This window comes from Gorillibacterium sp. sgz306347 (assembly GCF_059735245.1).
Window position 1 is genome coordinate 1 of sequence record NZ_JCAPET010000090.1, and the last position, 3,027, is coordinate 3,027.

A 3,027-nucleotide genomic window follows, 5' to 3' on the forward strand; every position below is an offset into this window, starting at 1 on the left:
TGCGCAGGTTCTTTTGTTTTGTACGGGAAAGGAACAGAGCGAAGTACCAGTACCCTGGTGTTGGCCCAACGCGGGCCGAGTCCCGGAGGAGTGAATGAGGCCAAGGAACAAATGTTAAATGCGTGAATGCAGGAAAGTGGATCGGGGGGAAGCTGGGGGACGGATCAAGAAAATAACGAGAGCTTTGTGTTTGTGAATAAGAAAACTAACTATTGAATACAGAAAATACCATACGTATACTATTAATGTTACATACTAGAATGAGAGACGGACAGCGTTCCCAAGAAACGGAGAGGAAAAGGCGTTACTGGTGCGCGGCGGGAATGTTTACTGAAGGAAATGGCGATGCGGAATAAAGATTGGGGGAAGTTCATGGACCAAGGGATTTGGATGGAAAATCTCACAAAAATTTATCGCATTCCGGTACGGAAAGAAGGGCTGGCGTCCGCCCTCAAAAGCCTGATAAAAGTGCAGTACAATCAGGTGGAGGCGGTAAAAAGCCTTCACCTCCGGATCAATCCGGGCGAAATGGTCGGATTCATCGGCCCCAACGGCGCGGGAAAAACCACTACTCTGAAAATGCTGTCGGGCATTCTTTACCCGACCTCGGGCGAGGTATCCGTCTTGGGCTTTAAGCCGTGGGAACGCAAGCCGGGCTTCCTTCGGCAAATCAGTATGGTGATGGGAAACAAATCAACGCTGACCTGGGATATTACCGTGGCGGATTCCTTTTATGTTATGAAGGAGATTTATGGGGTATCGAACGGGGACTTCAAACGCAGGCTGGACGAATTGACGGAGCTGCTGGACATCGGACGGCTTCTGAACAACCAGGCCCGCAATCTGTCCCTCGGGGAGCGGGCGAAATGCGAGCTGACCGCCGCTCTGCTGCATCAGCCGAAGGTATTGTTTCTGGACGAACCTACGCTGGGATTGGACGTGACCATGCAGCTGCGGCTCCGGGATTTCATCCGCGACTACAACCGCCGGTACGAAACGACGGTTCTGTTAACCAGCCATTACATGGAGGACATCGCTTCCCTGTGCAAAAGGGTAGTGCTGATCAACAAAGGAACCCTGGTTTACGACGGGGCGCTGGACAAGCTGAGCGACCGGATCGCGGATTACCGGCTCCTGAAGGTCAGCTTTTTGCAGGGCGATGTAGCGGACATTCTGCTGCGGCTGCAGGAAGAATTCAGCGAAGTCATTCAGTCCGTCGAGCAGACGGGGAACGAGGCCACGATCAAGGTGAGCAAACGCGCGGCGCCGGAGTTTGTTTCCGTGCTGTTCCACCGGCATGCGATCGGGGATTTAACCATTCAGGACGCGCCCATCGACTCGGTAATCGACGAAGTGTACCGGGAGGGCTGGACGGCATGAACCTTCGCGGCGGGCTTGCCCTCATTCGCAAGACCATGTTCGGGTATATGGCGGCAAAAGGCTTCTTCTGGACGCTGGCAGTGGGCTGGATGATCGGCCCCTTGATCTACATGCTGGTCTGGGTATCCGCAGCAGGGGACGGAGGAATCGCCGGGTACAGCCGGAATGATTTTGTCGTTTATTACATCCTGCTGATCCTCATCAATCAGCTGACGTATCCCACTTCGCATTGGACGGTAGGCGAGCAGATCACAGGAGGGCGCATGTCGGTCACGCTGCTGAGGCCGATCTCGCCCTTTTACGAAGTGGTCGCTTCCGACCTGGCGGTGAAAATCGTCTGCATGCCGTTTGTTCTGGTCATCGCCTTGCTGCTCAGCCTCTTTTTTCATTTCCGCTTCGCTTTATCGGGACTTGAAGCACTGTTGGTCCTGTACATCATTGTTATGGCGCAAGTCATTCGGCTTATGCTGGCTTATACGCTGTCCTTGCTCGCTTTTTACACCAATAAAGTAAACTCGCTGTTAGCCGTCAACGATACGCTGGTCTTTTTACTCGCCGGACAGGTTGCCCCGTCTTCCTTGCTTCCGGGTACCCTGCAGCGGATAGCCGAGTTTTTGCCGTTTCGCTACATGATCAGTTTTCCGATTGAGGTTCTTCTGGGAAAGCTGAGCCAGCCGGAGCTGCTATTCGGCTTGATTGTTCAATTCGGGTGGGCGGCGGTGATTGTAGGAGCAAACCGGTGGGTCTGGAAAAACGGCGTACGCAATTACATGGCGGTAGGAGGCTGACGAATGCTCCGATACTTGCGGCTGCTGCGGCTGTTCTTCACAACGGCGTTAGTAAAGGATGCGTCGTTTCGCAGCGACTTTCTGATCAAGCTGCTGTATACGGCCGTGAACCTGACCGGTACGATCGGCGGAATTGCCATCCTGTTCTCCAATACAAACTCCGTCAACGGATGGACCTTTGCCGATACGCTGGCGCTTACGGGCGTGTACTTTTTTATTCTGGCGGTAAAAAACCTCTTTATTGGGCCCAGCCTGAATTCGCTCTCCGGAATGGACGGGGAGCTGTGGACCGGCAAGTTCGACCTTACCTTGATCAAGCCTCTTCCGACCCAGTTTTATGTCAGCACCCGCTATTGGTCGCCCCTGAACGTAATTGACGTGGCGGTGGGACTGGCGGTTATGGGGATGGGGCTTTTGCAAATGGGGCAGGGGGCCGGGCTCAGCCTCTTGTCCGGTCTCCTGACCGTCGTGTCCGCAGGCAGCGCTTTGCTGATTTTGTACTCCCTGCTGCTGTTTTTAAGCTCGGTGGCATTCTGGTATGCGGGCAGCCCCATGCTGATGATTTTCGACAGCATTATTCAGATGGGGCGATTCCCGATCAATGTGTACCAGAAGCCGATCCGGCTGTTCCTCACCTGGGTGCTCCCGCTTTTTTTCATCGTCTCCGTGCCGGCGGAAACGCTGGCGGGGCGAATCAGCGCGTTTCATTTAATCGGGGGCTTCGTCCTGGGAGCGGTTCTATTTGCCGCCTCCAGCTTGTTCTTCCGAAGAGCCTTGAAGAAATATGCGAGCGCGTCGAGCTAACGGTTACACGAAAGAGGGTGTCCCAAAAGCAGGTTTCTGGAACAGACCACAAAGC

3 protein-coding genes are annotated in these 3,027 nt (G+C 54.1%); all 3 read left to right on the top strand.

Annotation, left to right across the window (positions count from 1 at the left end):
• Positions 1-372: 372 nt before the first annotated feature.
• The 3 genes from AC6I6H_RS22370 to AC6I6H_RS22380 are packed head-to-tail and all read left to right on the top strand — an operon-like array spanning position 373 to position 2,972.
• A complete protein-coding gene (locus AC6I6H_RS22370; protein ID WP_497956810.1) occupies positions 373-1,380 on the top strand; it encodes an ABC transporter ATP-binding protein in 1,008 nt (335 codons plus the stop codon).
• Positions 1,377-2,168 carry an ABC transporter permease gene (locus AC6I6H_RS22375; protein ID WP_497956812.1) on the top strand — a complete coding sequence of 264 codons (792 nt, stop codon included), beginning with the start codon at positions 1,377-1,379 and terminating at the stop codon, positions 2,166-2,168. The genes AC6I6H_RS22370 and AC6I6H_RS22375 overlap by 4 nt, the downstream gene beginning before the upstream one ends.
• 3 nt (positions 2,169-2,171) lie before the next feature.
• Positions 2,172-2,972 carry an ABC transporter permease gene (locus AC6I6H_RS22380; RefSeq protein WP_497956814.1) on the top strand — a complete coding sequence of 267 codons (801 nt, stop codon included), beginning with the start codon at positions 2,172-2,174 and terminating at the stop codon, positions 2,970-2,972.
• Positions 2,973-3,027: the final 55 nt, after the last annotated feature.

What these genes read in the sequence shown, in the direction of transcription:
- AC6I6H_RS22370 (WP_497956810.1), top strand. Translation starts at nt 373, where the DNA reads ATGGACCAAGGGATTTGGATGGAAAATCTCACAAAAATTTATCGCATT.
- AC6I6H_RS22375 (WP_497956812.1), top strand. Translation starts at nt 1,377, where the DNA reads ATGAACCTTCGCGGCGGGCTTGCCCTCATTCGCAAGACCATGTTCGGG.
- AC6I6H_RS22380 (WP_497956814.1), top strand. Translation starts at nt 2,172, where the DNA reads ATGCTCCGATACTTGCGGCTGCTGCGGCTGTTCTTCACAACGGCGTTA.